The sequence below is a fragment of the Salisediminibacterium halotolerans genome, from assembly GCF_003814815.1.
Lineage (GTDB): Bacteria > Bacillota > Bacilli > Bacillales > Salisediminibacteriaceae > Salisediminibacterium > Salisediminibacterium halotolerans.
This window is the reverse complement of sequence record NZ_RKQQ01000003.1, coordinates 292,997-313,135: the sequence shown is the minus strand read 5'-3', so window position 1 is coordinate 313,135 and position 20,139 is coordinate 292,997. Positions and strand designations below refer to the sequence as shown.

The 20,139-nt window shown below is 47.5% G+C and carries 16 protein-coding genes; all 16 read right to left on the bottom strand.

The window, feature by feature from the left end; genetic code table 11:
* Positions 1-53 precede the first annotated feature (53 nt).
* The gene (locus tag EDD67_RS07340) at positions 54-1,319 is read right to left on the bottom strand and encodes a M16 family metallopeptidase (protein ID WP_121439631.1); all 1,266 of its coding nucleotides are present in this window, start codon (positions 1,317-1,319) and stop codon (positions 54-56) included.
* A gap of 128 nt (positions 1,320-1,447) precedes the next feature.
* Positions 1,448-3,559, bottom strand: a complete 2,112-nt coding sequence (gene pnp / locus EDD67_RS07335) for a polyribonucleotide nucleotidyltransferase (protein WP_121439632.1) — start codon at positions 3,557-3,559, stop codon at positions 1,448-1,450.
* 201 nt (positions 3,560-3,760) lie between these two features.
* The gene (gene rpsO / locus EDD67_RS07330; RefSeq protein WP_093071845.1) at positions 3,761-4,030 is read right to left on the bottom strand and encodes a 30S ribosomal protein S15; all 270 of its coding nucleotides are present in this window, start codon (positions 4,028-4,030) and stop codon (positions 3,761-3,763) included.
* Between the two features lie 131 nt (positions 4,031-4,161).
* On the bottom strand, positions 4,162-5,100 hold the full coding sequence (locus EDD67_RS07325) for a bifunctional riboflavin kinase/FAD synthetase (protein WP_121439633.1): 939 nt from the start codon (positions 5,098-5,100) through the stop codon (positions 4,162-4,164).
* A 29-nt stretch (positions 5,101-5,129) separates the two neighbouring features.
* On the bottom strand, positions 5,130-6,071 hold the full coding sequence (gene truB, locus EDD67_RS07320; protein WP_121439634.1) for a tRNA pseudouridine(55) synthase TruB: 942 nt from the start codon (positions 6,069-6,071) through the stop codon (positions 5,130-5,132).
* A gap of 82 nt (positions 6,072-6,153) precedes the next feature.
* Positions 6,154-6,501: a 30S ribosome-binding factor RbfA gene (gene rbfA / locus EDD67_RS07315; RefSeq protein WP_093071842.1), complete on the bottom strand. Its 348-nt coding sequence runs from the start codon at positions 6,499-6,501 to the stop codon at positions 6,154-6,156.
* Positions 6,502-6,577: 76 nt separating this feature from the next.
* The gene (locus EDD67_RS07310; RefSeq protein WP_318272026.1) at positions 6,578-6,859 is read right to left on the bottom strand and encodes a DUF503 domain-containing protein; all 282 of its coding nucleotides are present in this window, start codon (positions 6,857-6,859) and stop codon (positions 6,578-6,580) included.
* Entirely contained in the window at positions 6,856-9,039 is a 2,184-nt protein-coding gene (gene infB / locus EDD67_RS07305; RefSeq protein WP_121439635.1) for a translation initiation factor IF-2, read from the bottom strand. The genes EDD67_RS07310 and infB overlap by 4 nt, the downstream gene beginning before the upstream one ends.
* Before the next feature lie 57 nt (positions 9,040-9,096).
* Positions 9,097-9,393, bottom strand: a complete 297-nt coding sequence (locus EDD67_RS07300; protein ID WP_093071840.1) for a YlxQ family RNA-binding protein — start codon at positions 9,391-9,393, stop codon at positions 9,097-9,099.
* On the bottom strand, positions 9,393-9,668 hold the full coding sequence (gene rnpM / locus EDD67_RS07295; RefSeq protein WP_121439636.1) for an RNase P modulator RnpM: 276 nt from the start codon (positions 9,666-9,668) through the stop codon (positions 9,393-9,395). Before rnpM ends, EDD67_RS07300 begins: the two co-directional genes overlap by 1 nt.
* Positions 9,669-9,682: 14 nt before the next feature.
* A complete protein-coding gene (gene nusA, locus EDD67_RS07290) occupies positions 9,683-10,891 on the bottom strand; it encodes a transcription termination factor NusA (RefSeq protein WP_093071838.1) in 1,209 nt (402 codons plus the stop codon).
* A 45-nt stretch (positions 10,892-10,936) separates the two neighbouring features.
* Positions 10,937-11,407, bottom strand: coding sequence for a ribosome maturation factor RimP (rimP, locus tag EDD67_RS07285; RefSeq protein ID WP_121439637.1), 471 nt, complete (start codon positions 11,405-11,407; stop codon positions 10,937-10,939).
* A gap of 173 nt (positions 11,408-11,580) precedes the next feature.
* On the bottom strand, positions 11,581-15,891 hold the full coding sequence (locus EDD67_RS07280) for a PolC-type DNA polymerase III (protein WP_121439638.1): 4,311 nt from the start codon (positions 15,889-15,891) through the stop codon (positions 11,581-11,583).
* 77 nt (positions 15,892-15,968) lie between these two features.
* Positions 15,969-17,663: a proline--tRNA ligase gene (locus EDD67_RS07275; protein ID WP_121439639.1), complete on the bottom strand. Its 1,695-nt coding sequence runs from the start codon at positions 17,661-17,663 to the stop codon at positions 15,969-15,971.
* 53 nt (positions 17,664-17,716) lie between these two features.
* Positions 17,717-18,973 (bottom strand): RIP metalloprotease RseP, encoded by a 1,257-nt coding sequence (gene rseP, locus EDD67_RS07270; RefSeq protein ID WP_121439640.1) that lies wholly within the window; start codon positions 18,971-18,973, stop codon positions 17,717-17,719.
* 15 nt (positions 18,974-18,988) lie between these two features.
* Positions 18,989-20,137 (bottom strand): 1-deoxy-D-xylulose-5-phosphate reductoisomerase, encoded by a 1,149-nt coding sequence (gene dxr / locus EDD67_RS07265; protein WP_121439641.1) that lies wholly within the window; start codon positions 20,135-20,137, stop codon positions 18,989-18,991.
* Positions 20,138-20,139 lie beyond the last annotated feature (2 nt).

Below are 20,139 nucleotides of genomic sequence, written 5' to 3'. Positions count from 1 at the left end.
TTTCGTTCTGTCCGTTTTTATGACCGCTCCTTATTTCCCGCAACAAATCGACGTTATTTCGGCAGCGGACGAGCTGAATAATGACTGATTTTTCCTGGAAGTTCGCCGGTTTCACTGACCACTGCTGAAGCGTGTTCAGAGCTGAAAACAGCGGCAGCTGTAAGCTGAATATCACTCATCGTCACTTCGTCGATTCGCGAAATGACTTCATCAAGCGAGCGGTGTTTGTTAAGCAGCAACTCATTTTTGCCGTTGCGGTTCATCCGGCTCGACGTGCTTTCCAAACCGAGCATTAAATTTCCCTTCAACTGCTCTTTTCCGTTTTGCCATTCTTTTTCCGTCAATCCTTTAGCGCTCACGTTATCGAGAATGTCCATTGAAGCGGCGTACACTTCATCGAGCTGATCGTGACGCGCTCCGGCATAAACGGTGAACATCCCGGTATCTTGATAAGCTGCATTAAACGAAAAGACCGAATAAGCCAACCCGCGGTTTTCGCGGATTTCTTGAAACAGTCTGCTGCTCATGCTTCCGCCCACAGCATTATTTAACAGCACCATCGCGTACATTTGCTCGTTTTGTAAAGACACGCCTTCATAACCGAGACAAATATGCGCCTGTTCGGTTTCTTTTTGCCTTACGGCTTGCCCGGGGATAAAATGCGGCGCAAGCAAGCTCGTGTTGCCGAAACCTGAAGCTAACGGCGAAAAACGATCCTGTGCCGCTTCGACAATATCATCGCCGACGTGTCCGCTGATCGAGATCACGACATTCCCGGCATGATATTGGTCGTTCATATACGCGATGACGCCGTCACGGGTAAACGAGGCAACCGATGCTCTCGTCCCTAATATCGGCGCTGCAAGTGAATGATCTTGATAGACCGCTTCGCTGAGCATTTCAAGAGCTAAATCATCCGGCTCATCTTCATACATACTCATTTCCTCATAAATCACTTGCTTTTCTTTTTCCATCTCGTCAGGGTCAAAAACGGAGTTAAAAAACATATCCGCGAGTATATCGAGCGCTTTTTCAGCGTGCGTATCCATCACTTTCGCATAAAAACATGTATACTCTTTTGATGTCATCGCGTTTACCTGTCCGCCGACAGCATCAAACTCTTCGGCAATTTGTTGAGCTGAGCGGGTTTTCGTCCCTTTAAAAAGCATGTGTTCAATAAAATGAGCCATTCCTCTCGTGCCAGCCGTTTCATACCTCGAGCCGGTATGAACCCAGATTCCTATGGCGACACTTCGGACATGTTCTATCGGTTCATAAACGACCCGAAGGCCGTTGTCGCTTACATAACGTTCTACCACAATAATCCTCCTAAAAATAAACGCAGACAGTTTGCCATACAGACGGCCGTTCTCATTGTTTATCATACCATCAATACAATCATCCGAAAATGCAAAAAAATTCGGCCCGAAAAGGCCGAATCTCGTTTTTATCCTTCTGTCTCTTTTTTCTCTTCATTCAACGCATCTTTATGCGACAAGTTCACGCGTCCTTGACTGTCAATCTCCGTGACTTTGACAAGCAGTTCATCGCCGATCGACACAACATCCTCGACCTTGCCGACGCGTTCATTGGCCAGCTGAGAAATATGAACTAAGCCGTCCTTGCCTTTGAAGACTTCGACAAATGCACCGAACTTTTCAATTCGTTTTACGGTACCAAGGTAAGTTGCTCCGACTTCAACTTCGCGCACGAGATCTTCAATCGTTTTTTTCGCTTCTTCATTTTTGGCAGCGTCTGTCGACGAAATAAAGACCGTGCCGTCTTGCTCAATATCGATTTTCACACCGGTATCTTCGATGATTTTATTAATGGTTTTACCGTTCGGTCCGATCACGTCGCGGATTTTATCCGAATTAATTTTCATCGTCATGATTTTCGGTGCATACGGACTGAGTTCGTCGCGCACTTGCGGAATCGCTGACAGCATATTGTTCAAGATCTTCATCCGTCCGTCTTGAGCTTGTCGCAACGCTTCTTGGAGAACTTGTTTGTCAATGCCGTCAATTTTGATATCCATTTGTAAAGCTGTTACACCTTTATCTGTGCCGGCGACTTTAAAGTCCATGTCCCCGAGAGCATCTTCAATACCTTGGATGTCTGTCAGAACAGCAACATCATCTTCGTGTTTGACAAGTCCCATCGCAATTCCTGCAACCGGTGAAGTCAACGGAACACCTGCTGCCATCATCGCCATTGTACTTGCACATATACTTGCTTGCGAGGTAGAACCGTTGGATTCCAACACTTCGGAAACGAGCCGTATCGTGTACGGGAATTCTTCTTCAGGCGGAATCACTTTCTCCAATGCCCGTTCACCTAAAGCACCGTGACCGATTTCGCGGCGTCCCGGTCCTCGGATCGGTCCTGTTTCACCGACACTGAAGAGCGGAAAATTATAATGGTGCATAAATCGTTTGGACTCTTCAATACCGAGTCCGTCGAGCACCTGCATATCACCGAGCGCTCCGAGCGTGCAAACACTGAGCGCCTGTGTTTGACCGCGTGTGAACATAGCTGAGCCGTGCGTGCGCTGCAGCAGATCAACTTCAGAGGCGAGCGGACGGATTTCATCAATTTTCCGTCCATCCGGGCGGATATTGTTTTGCGTGATTAACTTGCGAACGACTTCTTTTAAGAGTTTATCTAAAATATTGCGCACTTCTTTCGAGCGGTCTTCATCTTCATTTTCACTTGCATACTCGTCGGCAATCGAGGCAAAAACGTCTTCAATCGCCTCTTCCCGCGCCGCTTTTTCAACAACTGTCGCTGCTTTCGTTAACGGTTCGAGCGCCTTTTCACGCACATCTTCCGTTAAATCGGCATCGTTCACGGCTAAAGATACTTCCATTTTCGGTTTGCCTGTTTGCGCAATAACCTCTTCTTGAAAAGCAACGAGACGTTTGATTTCTTCGTGTCCGAACATGATCGCATCGAGCATTACGTCTTCAGGAATTTCATTCGCTCCCGCTTCAACCATATTGATCGCATGCTTCGTACCGGCAACAATCAATTCAATATCGCTCTCTTCCATTTGCGCTGTGCTCGGGTTGATAACGAATTCGCCGCCGACTCTCCCGACAGTGACACCGGCAATCGGTCCTTCAAACGGGATATCGGAAATGGACAAGGCCATCGACGAACCGATCATCGCTGCCATTTCCGGCGAGCAGTCTTGATCATTACTCATAACCATGGAAATAACCTGAACATCGTTGCGGTATCCGTCAGGGAAAAGCGGGCGAATCGGACGGTCAATCAGGCGAGACGTCAAGACAGCATGATCGCTCGGCCGCCCTTCGCGTTTAATGAATCCGCCCGGAATCTTCCCGGCAGCGTACAGACGCTCTTCATAATTAACTGTTAACGGGAAAAACGGCAAATCTTTCGGTTCTTTTGACCCGGTCGCCGTTGACAGCACCGTCGTATCCCCGTAACGGACCATCACCGCGCCGTTTGCTTGTTGGGCGAATTGACCGATTTCAAACGTCAGTGTACGTCCAGCCCAATCCATTGTAAAAACTTGTTTTTCTTCACTCATAATATCTTTTACCCCTCTCACTCCATGAGCTTTTCAAAGTTCATTTCGTTTTTTATATGTATATTCTCTGCTTACTAAAACAGGGAAAGACTCAATCTCGTATATCATATCAAAAAAATTACCATGATGAAACAATTTAAGAATCATCCGTTTAAAGCCATAAGAAAAAGCGGGAGTAGAGCTCCCGCTTTTCGTCTCATCTTATCGGCGCAGACCGAGCTGGTCCACTAAGTTACGGTAACGTACAACATCTTTGTTACGCAAATACGTCAGCAAGTTGCGGCGCTGACCGACCATTTTCAACAGCCCGCGGCGTGAATGGTGATCTTGTTTGTGCGTGCGCAAGTGATCGTTCAATGTTGTGATTTGCTCCGTAAGGATAGCCACTTGAACTTCCGGTGATCCGGTATCGTTCTCGTGTGTTTTGAACTGTTCAATCAGTTCATTTTTGCGTTCTTTTGTAAGTGCCATCCCTGGTCACCTCCTTTACTATAATCGCCAATTGCCGAGCATGCGTCGGTGACTCGCACTGCCAAGCATTGGTTCGTAACATTTCTAATCATACTATCTGTCCCTGGACAATGCAAGAGCAGCAAAAAAATTTACTGCTTTAAAATCTCTTTGGCTTTTTCACTGTCCAATTGCATTTGACGGATGAGCTCGTCGACAGAGTCAAACGAAATTTCTCCGCGCAAATATTCGGCAAAATAAACGGAAGCTTCCCGGCCGTAAATATCGCGGGCAAAGTCGAAAATATGAACCTCGATGGTCGGTACCTCCGGTTTTTCCTCGTTAAACGTCGGTTTGTAGCCGATGTTGCATACACCGTCATACATCTGTCCCTCACAAAAAAACCGAACGGCATAAACACCCGGAGCCGGTATCAGCACTTTCGGCGAAGGAGCAATGTTCGCTGTCGGAAATCCGATCGTCCGTCCGCGCTGATCGCCAGTCTGCACAATGCCGGAGAGCTTAAATTCCCTGCCTAAATACGCGGCCGCCCGGCGAATGTTTCCAGCTTTCAATTCGTTTCGAATCGCCGTTGAACTGATTTTTTCACCGTTAACAGCTTGTTCGGAAACAGTAGTTTGCGTAAATTTTCCCCGCGAATGAAAGATCAGCGTTTCCATCGTTCCTTTTCCGAGACGCCCGTAAGTGTAATCAAAACCGGCGGCGACGTGATGGATGTTCAACCCGATTAAATAGCGGTCGACAAACTGCTGCGGCGACAGCTCGGCAAAGTGAGCATCAAATTCAACGATAAACAAATAATCAACGTTTAAATCAGCAATCAATTGTTCTTTTTCAGGAAGCGGGGTTAAGTATTGGACAACGGTATTTTGCTCGCGCTGCAATACTTCTTTCGGATGCGGGTAAAACGTCATGACTGCCGATTTATACCCTTTTTTTTCAGCCTCATCTTTTGCTTTTTGAATAACGGAGCGATGACCTAAGTGCACCCCGTCAAAAAAACCGAGCGCAACAGAAATCGGCGGTAAATTCAGCGGCGAGACCGGATGTTTTAAGCGGATTATTTCCATATGCAGCAACACCTCTTTGCATGATTGAGTTACCCGGGATGATCAACCGTCCGGATCATTTTTTCCGGTTTCATTTTTCCTGCTCTTTTGTCATCCTGCTTGTAAAGCGCCAAGCACGTCCCATTCGGAGAAAAGACAGCTAAAAACGGATCGTCTTCGAACGATATTCCTTCGGGCAGGGGCAAAATCGCTCCCTGTAAAACTTTGCCCGCGTCTTTTTCGGAAACGGTGACAGCCGGATACATTTTTAATGCTTCTTCAACGGAAACGAGGCATTCATCCAATCGGCCTGATAAAACAGATTGCTTCAGCTGATCCAGCGTCAAACACATATCCGCAGCGAAAAAACCGGAAGCCTCCCTCGTCAGTTTAGACATATGCGCAGGGAAACCTAACTTTTCGCCAATTGAAACGGCCAATGTTCTTATGTACGTCCCTTTCGAACAACGGGCACGAAACGATAGCGACACTGTCCCGTCCGTATTTCGCCGCGGTGCATTTAACAGCGCCAGCGAGTAAATCGTAACCTGCCGGGAAGGGCGTTCGATCGTTTCTCCATTACGGGCGTATTCATAGAGCCGCTTGCCTTTTACTTTTACAGCAGAATACATCGGCGGGGTTTGGGTAATCGTTCCGGTCAATGATGTGAAGACATGCTCAAGGTCTGCCGAATTAAAAAGTTCCTCCGGTACAGCTTCGGTAACTATCTCTCCGGTTTGATCTTCTGTTGTCGTTGAAAATCCGATCGTCACTTCCCCGTGATAAACCTTTTCCTCCGCGGTTAAATACTCAACCAATTTTGTCGCGCGGCCGATACAGATCGGCAACACTCCGTCTACCTCAGGGTCAAGCGTACCTGTATGGCCGGCTTTTTTCGTACCGAGCAGACGGCCGACTTCTTTGACGGCCTGAAAGGATGTCATTCCGCGAGGTTTCCATAACGGTACAATACCGGTTTTTTGTTGATCCATTTACATGTCAGCCCTTTCTCAGACGTTGCATTGAACAGATGGAAAAAAAGAGACAGATTAAAGATCCATCTCTTTTTTCCGCTTATTCCTCATCATTTAACTTCCGCAGCAATTCTTCAATCCGGTTTCCGCGTTCAATACTTTCATCAAACTCAAATTCGAGCTCCGGCGTTTTGCGAAGCTGGATACGCTGGCCGATTTCTGAGCGGATAAAGCCTTTCGCCTTCTCTAATCCGTCCAGCGATTGCCGGCGCTCCTCCTCATCGCCGTAAACGGTGACGAACGCTTTCGCCTGTTGCAAATCACCGGTGACATCTACACCGGTAACTGTTACAAAACCGATGCGCGGATCTTTCATTTCCCGTTGAATAATGTCAGTGAGCTCTTTTTTTATCTGTTCGCCGACACGATTGGCTCGAACATTTGCCATTTGGCCTCACTCCTTCAAACCGCAGTTCATGCTGGTTTTATTTGCGCAAACAGTCAGCATGAACCGATTGTTTTTCTTATACCATTTCCCGCTGAACATGGATGACTTCCAGCTCAGCCGACGATTCGATCAGCGCAAGACTTCGTTCCAATTCTGCTTCAACGAGCTTGCGCTGATTGCCGACGGAGACGATTGACCACTGAACCCGCTGCCAGGCTTCTTGATGGCCCGTTTCAGCGATCGAAACATTATATTTCTGCTTTATTCGCGTTGAAATACTTTTAACAACAGACCGTTTCGCTTTCAAAGACGACGCCTCGTAAAGCGTCGCCTCTACAATCATTGTACCGATAATCACTGCTGCTTAATCTCTTCCATCACATAAGCTTCGATAATATCGCCTTCTTTAACGTCGTTAAAGTTTTCCAGGGTAATGCCGCATTCGTAGTTGCGGGCAACTTCTTTAACATCGTCTTTAAATCGTTTCAAATCTTTAATTTTTCCTTCGTGGACGACAACACCGTCGCGGATGACACGCACACCTGAATCGCGGGTGACTTTGCCTTCAAGAACGTATGAACCGGCGATCGCCCCGATTTTCGAGATCTTAATGATTTGGCGGACTTCCACTTGTCCGATCACTTTCTCTTCATATACAGGATCGAGCATGCCTTTCATCGCCGATTCTACTTCTTCGATCGCATCATAAATGACGCGGTGCAAGCGGATGTCCACTTTTTCAGCATCAGCTGTCCGTTTCGCATTCGCATCCGGGCGGACATTAAAGCCGATGACGATCGCGTTTGAAGCCGAAGCCAAAATGATATCTGATTCTGCGATCGCGCCGACACCGGTATGAATAATGTTAACTTTGACGCCTTGAACTTCAATCTTTTCAAGCGAGCCTTTCATCGCTTCCGCAGAACCTTGCACGTCTGCTTTGACAATAACATTAATTTCTTTAATGTCTCCTTGCTGAATTTGCTCAAACAAGTCGTCTAGGCTGAGGCTCGACGATTCTTTGCGCTGTGCTTCGCGCTGCTTTGAGGCGCGTGCTTCCCCGATTTGACGGGCTTTTTTCTCATCTTTAAACACCTGGAACTGATCGCCTGCTTGCGGCACTCCGTTTAAGCCGGTAATTTCAACCGGCTGCGACGGAAGCGCCTCTTTAACACGGCGTCCGACATCGTTAACCATTGCCCGCACTTTTCCGAACGTGTTGCCGACGACGATCGGATCGCCGACATGCAAAGTGCCGCCCTGAACGAGCAGTGTTGCAAGCGGGCCTTTCCCTTTGTCCAGCTCGGCTTCGACAACTGTCCCGTGAGCAACTTTGTCCGGATTGGCTGTCAGTTCTTCCACTTCAGCCACGAGCAAAATCATCTCGAGAAGCTCATCGATGCCCTGTGAGCTGAGCGCCGAGACGTTGACAAAAATCGTGTCTCCGCCCCACGCTTCTGCGACGAGTCCGTGCTCGGTCAATTCTTGCATTACCCGGTCCGGGTTGGCTCCTTCTTTATCAATCTTGTTCACAGCGACGATAATCGGCACTTCTGCTGCTTTCGCATGATTGATCGCTTCCACTGTCTGCGGCATGACACCGTCATCTGCTGCAACGACAAGAATCGTGATATCTGTAGCTTGCGCTCCCCGTGCACGCATCGTCGTGAACGCTGCGTGGCCCGGTGTGTCAAGAAACGTAATTTTTTTGCCGCTTTCTTCGACTTGATATGCGCCGATGTGCTGGGTAATACCGCCTGCTTCGCCGGCTGTAACTTTCGTGTGGCGAATACTGTCTAAAAGCGTAGTTTTCCCGTGGTCGACGTGCCCCATGATTGTCACAACCGGCGGACGTTCAACCAATTTTGCCGGGTCGTCCTCTTCGATGATCGATTCGAAATCAGATTCATCGACAACGACTTCTTCCTCAGCAACAATTCCGTAATCTTCGGCGAGGACTTCAACCGAATCTTTATCTAATTCTTGGTTTTTCGTTGCCATAACGCCTAAAGCCATCAGCTTTTTAATCAGTTCAGACGGCTCGCGGCGAATTTTTTCGGCGAATTCGCCGACAGTCAGCGGGGCTTGATAGACAATTTTTTCCGGAAGCGGCTGTTCTTTTTTCTTGTTCGCCGGCTTGCCGCCCTTTTGACTTCGATCGTTTGAACGGCCTTTGTTGGCATTTTTCGCTTGCGGCTTTTGTTGATTTTTAGCTTGTTTTTGATTGCCGGATTTTTTCTGTTCGCCGCTCGCTTGCTTCGCAGAGCCGCTTTTTTGTGCGGATGCATTTTGCTTGTTTTTGTCACCGGCAGACGGCGTCTGCTGCTTGTCGGCAGGCGCTGAACCAGCCGGTTTTTTGGCCGGCTGTTCTGTTTCAGCTTTTGGCTTGCCGCTCTGTTCAAGCTTTTGAATCGTTTCGTCAGTGATCACACTCATGTGATTTGTTACGTTCACACCAATATTTTTTAATTGGTTTACAACCTCTTTGCTCGTTAAATTTTTTTCTTTTGCGTATTCATAAATACGTTTTTTTGTCATATACATACCTCCCGTAATCCTCCGGATACCGGTTTACTGTGTCCGGACCCGCTGCTCTTATTCGTATGAGCGAAATTTTACGGCGAAGCCTTCGTCTAAAATCGCCAATGTGACCCGTGCCTCTTTTCCGATCGCTCGGCCGATCGTCGCGCGATCGGTCAGAATCGTCCACGGGATTTGATAAAACGTGCATTTATCCGTCACTTTTTTCCTCGTTGATGCTGATGCATCCGAAGCGATGATAACGTGCTTCGCAGTTTGTGCCTGGATTGCCTTTATCACGGTTTCTTCTCCTGTTGCCAATTTTCCTGCCCGCTGAATTAAGCCGAGAAAAGACAATACAGAACCGGCCATTATAATAAACTCCGTTCATAAATTTTTATCAGCTCATCATAAATTGCCTCAGGAACTTCCGCGTTTAAATGTTTTTGCAAACGATTCGTATCGCGCGCCTGTTTAATGACATCTCTGTCGTTGGAAATATACGCGCCGCGTCCTGATTTTTTTGACGTCGGATCGATAAAAACGTCCCCTTCAGGCGAACGGACGACACGTATTAACTCTTTTTTCGGCTTCATTTCTTGAGTGATGACACATTTTCGCAGCGGAGTTTTTTTCTTGCTGCTCATCTCAGTTCACTCCTTTATTTCTCATCATCTTCATCCATAAACCAATCTTCTTCATCATCAGCTTCTACTTCGGCTGAATCCGCGGATGAAGGTTCGAAAAATTCATTTTCCAATTCTTCAAACGAGATGCTCGATTCTAATTCATCATCTTCGGCAAAAGCATCGTCTTCAACTGGATAAATGCCAGCTTCCTCTGCTTCGGATTCGCTTTTAATATCAATCTTCCAGCCGGTCAATTTTGCTGCAAGCCGGGCGTTTTGTCCGCGCTTGCCGATCGCTAACGACAGCTGATAATCAGGCACAATCACTTGTGTCATTTTTTCTTCTTCGTTTACCGAAACGTGCAGCACTTTCGACGGGCTGAGCGCATTCGATACGTAAACTTTCGGATCTTCCGACCAGCGGACGATATCAATTTTCTCTCCTTTTAACTCGTCGACGATCGTTTGCACCCGATGTCCTTGCGGGCCGACGCATGAACCTACCGGATCTACTTCAGGGTCTTCAGCATGGACGGAGATTTTGGAGCGTTCGCCGGCTTCGCGGGATACCGACTTCACCTCAACGGTTCCGTCGTAAATTTCCGGCACTTCCAGTTCAAACAAGCGCTTTAACAACCCGGGGTGCGTCCGCGATATCATAATTTGCGGCCCTTTCGTCGTTTTTTCTACTTTTGTTATGAACGCTTTTATTCGGTCGTTGTGACGGTAAGTTTCTGTCGGCATCTGTTCACTCAGCGGCATGAGCGCTTCAACTTTGCCCAGATCTACATAGATAAACCGGTGGTCTTGCCGCTGGACAATGCCGGTCATGATATCTTCTTCGCGATCGATGAAATCAGAAAATATAATCCCCCGCTCCGCTTCACGGACCCGCTGCGTGACAACTTGTTTCGCTGTTTGAGCAGCAATGCGGCCGAAATCCCGCGGCGTCACTTCGATTTCTACAATGTCGTCGACTTCATAATGCGGATTGATTTCTCTTGCTTCATCAAGTGAAATTTCCAGTCTCACGTCAAACACTTCTTCGACAACTTGTTTGCGTGCAAAGACACGCACTTGACCGTCATCGCGGTTCACTTCAACCCGCACGTTTTGCGCGGAATTGAAATTGCGCTTATAGCCGGTAATCAAGGCCTGTTCAATCGCTTCTAAAATAATTTCTTTGTCTATTCCTTTATCTTTCTCGATGGTTGCTAATGCATCCATAAATTCACTATTCATGGAGAGCCGTCCCCCTTTCAATGATCACACATAAAGCCGAAAATATTAAAACACAACCGCGAGACGCGCGCTGGCTACTTTGTTATACGGAACTTCAACCGTCTCTGAGCGCGTCTTAACCCGCCGTTCAATCAGCAGTTTCTCCCCGTCAAAAGACGTCAGCTTGCCTTCGAGCATTTTTTCGCCGTTGACCGGCGCATACATCGTTAAATGAACGTTCTTCCCGACCGCCTTCTCCATATCCGATGCTTTCTTTAACGGGCGTTCAGCGCCGGGAGACGAAACTTCCAAATAATATGCCTGTTCAATAAAATCATGCTGGTCTAAAACCTCGCTCAAGCGTTCGCTGACGGACGTGCAATCATCAAGATCGACGCCGTTTTCGCCGTCAATAAACACCCGCAAGAACCAGTTTTTCCCTTCTTTTTTGAATTCGACATCCACGACTTCCAGATTCATTTCATCGGCGACGGGTTCAGCCAACGCCTCAACTTGGGATGGAATATTACTGCTCATACATTTCCCTCCTTTTAAACAGCCGTTTTCAGGGAATCGTCAGTTAAAAAACTTAGTAAACGGCCATAAGTGCAAAGAAAAGAGTGGGTTGCCCCCACTCTTCGGTCGCTTCTTTTCTGCTAGTCCCTAAATAATATATCATACTGACCTTCAGCATGCAAACAGCGGCGCCGTTAAAACAACGACAGTTGGTTCGAATCAGGCAGTCCTTCCAGACAGCCGTGTTCGTCCAAACTTTCAAGCACTGTCTTCGTGATTTTCGTCCGTTTTTGCAAATCTTCTTTAGATAAGAATTCATTGCCGTCTCTGGCATTAACCATGTTGATCGCCGCGTTTGTCCCCACGCCGGTAATAGCATCAAACGGCGGGATCAGCGTATCTCCTTCAACAAGAAATTCAGATGCTTTCGAACGGTACAGGTCAACTTTTTGGAACGAGTACCCGCGCTCGCTCATTTCCAGCGCTAATTCAAGCACTGTCACGACACTTTTTTCTTTCGGCGAAGCATCAAGTCCTTTGTTATGAATTTCTTCGATACGTTTGCGGATCGTCTTCGACCCGCGGATCATCGTATCGAGCTCAAAATCTCCTGCCCGCACAGTAAAGTATGCTGCATAGAATAAAATCGGATGATGAACTTTAAAGTACGCGATCCGGATGGCCATTAATACATAAGCAGTTGCGTGCGCTTTCGGAAACATGTATTTGATTTTTAAGCATGAATCAATATACCAATCCGGCACACCGTTTTTTTTCATTTCCTCAATCCACTCCGGCTCCAGTCCTTTACCTTTGCGGACAAATTCCATAATTTTAAAGGCGAGCGAATGTTCAACCCCCTGATAGATTAAATAAACCATAATGTCGTCGCGGCAGCCGATGACATCTTTCAGTTCGCACGTGCCGGCAGCAATCAAATCTGCTGCATTATTGAGCCACACGTCGCTGCCGTGTGACAAACCGGAAATTTGCACGAGTTCGCTGAATGTCGTCGGCTTTGTCTCTTCCAACATTTGCCGGACGAACCTGGTGCCGAATTCCGGGATGCCGTACGTGCCTGTCTGGCACATAATTTGATCGGGATTGACCCCGAGCGCTTCCGTCCCGGAAAATAATTTAAAGACTTCCGGATCGTCGACGGGAATGTTCAGCGGGTCGATCCCGCTTAAATCCTGAAGCATGCGGATCACTGTCGGATCGTCGTGCCCGAGTATATCAAGTTTTAATAAGTTGTCATGAATCGAATGGAAGTCAAAATGCGTCGTTTTCCATTCCGATTCTTTGTCATCCGCCGGATACTGAATCGGCGAGAAGTCATAAATATCTAAATGATCGGGTACGACAATGATGCCGCCGGGATGCTGGCCTGTCGTCCGTTTCACCCCGGTGCATCCGGACACTAGCCGGTCAATTTCCGCATTTTTCAAGTTCATGCCGTGGTCGCTTTCGTACCCTTTGACAAAACCGTAGGCCGTCTTATCTGCAACCGTACCGATTGTACCCGCCCGGTAAACGAAATCTTCACCGAACAGTTCCTTCGTATAGTTATGCGCAATCGGCTGATACTCACCCGAGAAATTCAAATCGATATCCGGCACTTTGTCGCCTTTAAATCCTAAGAACGTCTCAAACGGAATGTCATGACCGTCTTTATTATACGCTTCGCCGCAATGTTCACAATTTTTATCCGGCAAATCGTAGCCGGAACCGACAGAGCCGTCATTGAAAAAGTATGAATGGCGGCACGACGGACAGACGTAATGGGGCGGCAGCGGATTCACTTCGGTAATTTCCGTCATCGTGGCAACAAAACTTGAACCGACGGAACCGCGCGAACCGACAAGATAGCCGTCTTCAAGCGATTTTTTTACGAGTTTTTGTGAGATCAAATAAATCACGGAGAACCCGTTGCGGATAATACTCGTTAATTCCTTTTCCAGCCTGTCTTCTACGAGTTCCGGGAGCGGATCGCCGTATATGCTTTTCGCCATTGAATAGCACATTTCCCGCATCTCTTCATCCGCCCCTTCAATATGCGGGGTGTAAAGGTCATCCGGAATCGGTTTGATCTCTTCCATTTGCTCCGCCATCTCCCGGCTGTTTTTCACGACAATTTCATGCGCTTTTTCCTCTGATAAAAACGAAAAACAGTCGAGCATCTCGTCAGTCGTGCGAAAATGCACCGGCGGCTGCGTCCGGTTGTTTAACGGATTAGCGCCTCCTTGCGAAGCGATTAATATTTTTCGGTAAACGTGGTCTTCTTCCTGCAAATAATGGACGTTGCCCGTTGCAATGACAGGTTTATCTAATTTTTCACCGAGAGCAAGGAGATTTTTGATCACTTTGCGAAGTTCCAGCTCATCGCGGACGATCTCTTTTTCAAGCAAGTGAACGTAATTTTGCGGCGGCTGCACCTCAAGAAAATCATAAAAATCAGCGATTTCTTCGACTTCTTCCGGCGATTTTTGCAAGAGGGCATCAAACACTTCACCTTGATCACAGGCGGATCCGATCACAAGCCCTTCGCGGTATTTCGCCAACTCGGATTTCGGAATGCGCGGCACCCGGAAAAAGTAGTGAATGTGCGCATGCGAAACGAGTTTATACAAATTTTTCAGCCCCTGCTTATTTTGCGCATAAATCGTGCAATGAGACGGGCGCTGCTTTTTAAAATCATCCGCCGAACTTTGCTCATTTAAGGCGCTGTCGGTCGTGATTCCTTTTGCGACCGCGTCTTTCACCATCTTCCAGAGTAAATGTCCCGTCGCTTCAGCATCATAAATCGCCCGGTGGTGGGAAACAAGTTCGATATTAAACTTTTTACAAAGCGTATTCAGCCGGTAATTTTTAAATGACGGATACAGCGTCCGGGCTAATTCGAGCGTGTCAATCACGGGGTTGGCCGCTTTCTCCAAGCCGGCAGCCTGGTAGCCGGCGTTCAAAAAGGCCATATCAAAACCGGCATTATGCGCAACAAGAATGGAATCTTCACACCACTCCCGAAAGTCCCGAAGCACATCGCCGATTTCAGGCTGTCCTTCAACCATATCATCGGTGATCCCGGTTAAATCGATGATCGTCGGGCTTAATTTCTCATGCGGATCGGCGAAGCTTTCGAAGCGGTCGATCACTTCTCCGTCTTTCACCTTGACAGCCGCCAGCTCAATAATCTTGTTGTAGACAGCAGACAGACCCGTCGTTTCAACATCAAAAACGACGTACGTATCGTCTGTCAGCTCCCGGCCCTGAGGCTGGTAAGCAACCGGCACACCGTCATCGACTAAGTTGGCTTCCACGCCGTAAATAATTTTGATATCGTTTGCCTTTCCCGCGCTGTAGGCTTCCGGATAACCTTGGAGAACGGAATGATCCGTGATCGCGATCGCCTCATGTCCCCATGATTTCGCTTTTTTTACATAATCCTTCATCGACGTCACTGCGTCCATCTGGCTCATCGGGGAGTGAAGATGCCATTCAACCCGCTTTTCTCCTTCAGGCGCAAGATCTTCTTTCGTATCAGGAACAATTTGTTTAAGATCGCGGCCCATCAAGGTCAGGTCACGGATAAACGTGTCGTACTGCACTCCCCCGCAAACCTTAAGCCAAATGCCTTTTTTGATCTGTTCAAAAACAGCGAGATCTTCTTTTCCTTCTTTGCCGCTTGTAAACATTTTCACCATGATCGAATCGGTATAATCGGTAATTTTAAATGTTAACAGCGTACGCCCGCTTTTCAATTCTTTCAGTTCTGCGTCAAATACGAAGCCTTGGATCGTCGCTTTTTTCTCTTCTTCTTGAATATCGCGGATCGGCGACGGGTCTTCTTTTATCGCGTAACCGAGCTCAAGCGGACGGGAACTGTCTTCTTCTTTCAGCTTTTCCGCTTGTTTTTGCTTTTCCTTCATCGCTTCAACAACTTGAAAATGATCTTCCTCTTTTTTCTGTTCATTAAAACGGGCAACTTCTTCTTCCGATTCTTTAATGACGACCTCAAGAGCCATCTCGCCAAACCCTGCCGCCTGCAGCGTTTGCTGCAGCGGTTCATTGACCCGGCGCTGAATCATTTCTTGTTCGGTTTCGTTTATACATGCCAAAACGATCGTATTGTTTTTTACTTGCGGATCTTGAGATTCCAAGCGATGGATCAGTCCGTTCGTATAAGCGCGCAGCTGCTGGATTATAAACGGCCAGTACTCCTGTAAACGCTTCTCCAGCTCAGGCACGCGCTCGTACTGCACAGTAAATGACACGTCAGCAATATGCTGAAGCCCGTCGACAATTCGCGCGCGAAAACGTTCATACGTTTCATACGGGAGCATTTGCGGCAAAACGAACGAAAAATGCCATTTCTTCGTCGTTTTGTATACATCCAGCCTGTCAATATAGGCCTCTTGCACATACGTCTGGACGATGTCATCCGGCATAGCGACTTGTTCCATTAACAGCTGAAACCGCTCTTTTCGTATATGTAAATCTGCAGACATGCTTTTCCTCCTAGATCATGCATAAACGTTCTAAGGAAACGTCACTGGCATCCTGAATGAGGATACCAGTGACATGTTTATACATATTGCTTTAGTTGCGTGAGCTCGTCGCGATGAAGCTCAATAACCTCGCCCGTTCGGCGGACTTTCACTTCTACGTAACCTTCCGCAGCCCGCTTTCCGACTGTGATGCGAAGCGGCATGCCAAAAAGGTCCGCATCTTTAAACTTCACACCGGGCCGTTCCTGGCGATCATCGAGCAAAACATCCCAGCCGCTTCGATTTAATTCACTGTAAAGCTCTTCGGCGAGATGTTTTTGCTCTTCTTGTTTTGTGTTAACCGGAATCACATGAACGTCAAAAGGCGCAACGGAAGAAGGCCATATAATGCCGTCCTCATCATGATGCTGTTCGATAATCGCCGCTACCGTCCGTGAAACACCGATTCCGTATGATCCCATCACAATCGGCTGCGATTTCCCTTGATCATTTAAATACGTCGCTCCCAACGCCTCGCTGTACTTCGTTCCGAGCTTAAACACATGACCGACTTCAATGCCCTCTTTAAAACGGATCGTTCCTTGGCCGTCCGGAGACGGGTCGCCTTCTTGGATCATCCGGACATCGGCATACTCATCGACGCGAAAATCTCGCGACGGATTGACATTGACAAAGTGAACATCGGTTTCATTCGCACCGCAAACAGCATTCACTAAACTCTTTACAGCATGATCGGCGATCACGGGAATGTCTTTAGGTACATCGACTGGACCGAGGTAACCCGGCTCAGCCCGAAGCCATGATTTTGTCTCAGTCTCGGTAGCAAATTCGACTGAGCGGGCATCCAAATGGTGCTTTATTTTCACGTCGTTTATCTCGTGATCTCCGCGCACCAAAATTAATACAGGCTTCTCATCCACGGTTGTAAGTATTGTTTTCAGGCATTTTTCAGCCGCTGTGTTCAAATAAGCAGCTACTTCTTCGATCGTTTTTTGTCCGGGAGTCGCTGCCTTTGTCAATTCTTTCGGCGCCTCTTCGTCAGCCGGATACACCTTGTTGACCTCGGCAATTTCAATATTGGCTGCATATTCTGAGCTGTCTGAATAAGCAATCGTATCTTCGCCGACACTCGTTAATACCATAAACTCATGCGTATCCTTTCCGCCCATCGCGCCGGAGTCCGCCACAACCGCGCGAAAATCCAGACCGCAGCGGGTGAAAATACGCGTGTAAGCGTCATACATCGTTTGATAGCTTTCGTCGAGCCCGGCAAAATCTGTATCAAATGAATAAGCATCTTTCATGAGAAACTCCCGTCCGCGCAGCACCCCGAATCGCGGGCGCCGTTCATCACGAAATTTTGTCTGGATTTGATACAAATTCATCGGCAGCCGTTTATATGAATTCACCGCATCTTTTACAATTGATGTAATGACTTCTTCGTGCGTCGGGCCTAAAGCAAATTCCCGTTCATGACGGTCTTTGACCCGCATCAGTTCTGGGCCGTAGTCATCCCAACGGCCTGATTCCTGCCAAAGCTCCGCCGGCTGGATCGACGGCATCAGCATTTCCTGGCCGCCGGCATTGTTCATTTCTTCGCGGATAATCTCTTCAACCTTTTTTAACACTTTCATACCGAGCGGAAGAAAAGAATAAACTCCGGACGTGCTTTGGCGAATCAGTCCCGCTCGAAGCATTAATTGATGGCTGACAACGTCAGCATCATTTGGAACATCACGCAATGTTGGCGCTAAATACGTACTTTGTCTCATTGATGAGCCACCTCTGTTTTATTGTTGTGTAGCTGCCGTATAAACCGTCAGCATCAAAGGAAAAATTTATTAATGTCGTTCCATGTAACGGCAATCATTAACAGCATTAACAAAGCAAATCCGAGAAAGTGAACCATACCTTCTTTTTGCGGATCGATCGGTTTGCCTCTGACGGCTTCTAAACCGATAAACATTAACCTTCCGCCGTCTAACGCTGGTAACGGAAGCATATTGATAATGCCCAAATTGACGCTTAAAATACCGGCCCATTGCAGCAAAATCAGGACGCCCATGGCGACGACTTCGCCGGTATAATTATAAATCCCCACCGGTCCGGCCAATGCATCAAGGCTGAACTGCCCGGTAATTAACATGCCGAGTGCTTCAAATATAAGCACAGTTGTTTCATAAGTTTGCGTGAACCCGAATAATATTGAACCTGTAATCGAGTGTTCCGTCGGGGCATAGACGCCGATTACGCCCTCTTCTTCATCTTCCGGGCCTTCGCGCGCATCTGCCGTTAAATCTACCGTTGACGTCTCTCCGTCCCGTTCATATTCAACCGTCATTTCTTCGTGCGGACGATCCATGATATACATCGTCATCTCTTCCCAAGAATCGAACGTTTGCCCGTCAATCGCGATGATTTCATCGCCTTCTTCCAAACCGGCAGCAAGCGCCGGGCCGTCATCGGTTAATCCGCCGACTTGCGGTTCGTCAACCGGCATGCCGGCAAGCATTGCATAGGCCATGAAGGCAAATACGGCGAGTACAAAGTTCATCATCGGACCGGCTACGATTGCGAGCGCACGTTTCCCGACGGATTTTGAAGCGAACTGCCGGTCGTAAGGCGCGATTTGCGTAGCGATTTGATCGTAAACATAAACAGCTTTGTCGTCGATTTCGTACGTGACGAATTCGTCTTCATCGACATAGCCGCTCACAGTTAAATCATGTTCTAAGTCGATTTTTTCAATTTGAATGATTTTGCAGTCAGGATGCTTCGATTTGTTATTAATGATCAGCTTTTGAACACGGTTTTCCCCGTTGAAAATTAAGCCGATCTCATAACCCGGCTTAATTTGTACCGTTTCCGGGTCTTCTCCGGCCATCCGGACAAATCCCCCGAGCGGTAGCAGGCGGATCGTATAAACCGTTTCGTTTCTCGTAAACGAGAAAATTTTCGGACCAAACCCGATCGCGAATTCCCGGCAAAGAATTCCCGCCCGTTTGGCAAATATTAAATGCCCCCACTCATGGATGAAAACGAGGGCGCCGAAGATAATAATAACCGCTAAAAATGTGTTCATGATGTTTCACACCCTTTATTTGCTGTAAGTTAATACGGACGATCTCGTGTCTTTGTCAACCGAAACAATGGTATCCAGATCCGGCGCTTGAAGCGGGGTGTGATTGTGCAGCGCACGCTCAATAAACTCTTCGATTTGCAAAAAACTGATTTCACCGTCGAGAAAACGAGCGACTGCTACTTCATTCGCCGCGTTCATAACCGTCGGAGCAGTGCCTCCTAGTCTGCCGGCATCGTATGCCAGCTGGAGCAAACGAAACCTCTCAAAGTCCATTTTCTGAAAATGAAGCTGTCCGATTTCCCATAATTTTAACCTTTTGCTGTCTTGCAAATCAAGTCTCGACGGTTCTGACAAAGCATATTGAATCGGCACGCGCATATCAGGCGTTCCCATATGGGCCAAAACACTGCCGTCAATATACTCTACCATTGAGTGAACAATGCTTTCTTTATGCAGTATGACATCAATTTGATCGTACGGCATATTAAACAGCCATTTAGCTTCGATAACTTCCAAACCTTTATTCATCATCGAGGCTGAATCGACGGTTATTTTTGCGCCCATATTCCAATTAGGATGGTTTAGCGCATCTTTTAATGTTACATTTGCCAGTTCAGCTCTTGAAAGATCACGGAAACTGCCGCCGGAAGCAGTCAAAATCAATGTTTCAACTTCTTTCTCCCAATTTCCGTGCAAACATTGGTATATCGCTGAATGTTCACTGTCAACCGGGATCAGCTTAACGCCGCGGCGCTCAGCCGCTTCGGTGACAAGGTGTCCTGCTGTTACAAGAGTTTCCTTGTTGGCTATCGCAATATCTTTGCCGGCTTCAATCGCTTTTAACGTCGGTTCCAAGCCTACCCGGCCCATCACGGCATTGACAAGCATTTCCCCGTCTGTCTCGGCAGCTGCATAAATCAGTCCGTCAAACCCGTAAACGACCGTTGCCGGATATGAGAGCTGCATTTTCAAACGGTCTGCCAGCTCTCTCGTTGCTGTACAGATCACAGCAGGTTTAAACTCTTCCGCCTGTTTTAAAGCTTCGGTAATATTAGAACCGAAGCTCATCGACTGCAAGCGGAATGTTTCAGGGTGTGCACGCATGACATCCAGCGTTTGGATACCGATCGAGCCGGTTGAACCGATGAGATTAATCGTTTTCACTA